The organism is Spongiactinospora sp. TRM90649, assembly GCF_029382225.1.
Taxonomy (GTDB): Bacteria; Actinomycetota; Actinomycetes; order Streptosporangiales; family Streptosporangiaceae; genus Spongiactinospora.
In genome coordinates, this window is record NZ_JARLTC010000100.1 from 1 (window position 1) to 990 (window position 990).

Annotated in this window: 1 protein-coding gene; it reads left to right on the top strand. The window is 67.6% G+C overall.

Going from position 1 to position 990, the window contains the following annotated elements; genetic code table 11:
- Positions 1–71: 71 nt before the first annotated feature.
- Positions 72–965, top strand: coding sequence for an IS982 family transposase (locus tag P3X83_RS43160; RefSeq protein WP_277311256.1), 894 nt, complete (start codon positions 72–74; stop codon positions 963–965).
- The last annotated feature ends 25 nt before the right edge of the window (positions 966–990 follow it).

Sequence of the window (990 nt, forward strand, 5' to 3'; positions counted from 1 at the left end):
GCTAGACGAGTAAGTCTTAAGTCGCTGCCGCGTGGAGTGCGGGAATGGCGAAGGGTGTTGACGATCGGTTTGTGAAGACAGACCTCAACACCCTTCTCACCGCACTGTACGTCAGGATCGATGACTGGCTCGGCCGTCCGGCCCGGATCGGACGCCCGCCGAAGCTGACCGACGCCGAACTGCTCACCCTGGCCGTCGCCCAGGCGCTGCTCGGCATCCATTCCGAAGCCCGGTGGCTGCGTTTCGTGCCGGCGCATCTGCCCGGAGCCTTCCCCTACCTGCCCGGCCAGTCCGGCTACAACAAACGCCTGCACAAGGCCCTGCCGCTGCTCAAGCACGCGATCCGGGCCCTGGCCGCCGACACCGACCTGTGGCGCGATCCGGTGTGGGTGGCCGACTCCACCCCGGTCGAGTGCGGCCGTTCCCGGCCCACCGCCCGCCGTTCGGACCTGGCCGGATGGGCCGGATACGGCTACTGCCGTTCCCACTCCCGCTGGTACTGGGGACTGCGCCTGCACCTGATCTGCACTCCCGCCGGACTCCCGATCACCTGGGCCCTGGCCACCCCGAACATCGACGAACGCCGGGTGCTGATGGCCATCTGCGAACACGACCCCCGGCTGCTCGCCGAGCGTCCCGGCCTGCTGATCATCGCCGACAAGGGGTACATCTCCGCCGAGCTGGACGCGTTCCTGGCCGGACGCGGGGCACGCCTGCTTCGCCCGTCGCACCGCAACCGCCCGCCCCGCCCGGGTGAACACCTGCTCAAGCCGATCCGTCAGCTCATCGAGTCGGTCAATGACACCCTGAAGGGCCAGCTTGATCTGGAACTGCACGGCGGCCGGACACCGGTCGGAGTGAGCGTCCGCATCGCTCAGCGCATTCTGGCCCTGACCACGGCCATCTGGCACAACCGCGAGACCGGCCAGCCCATCACCCGGTCACTGATCGCTTATGACCACTGACTCGGATTAGGACTTACTCGTCTAG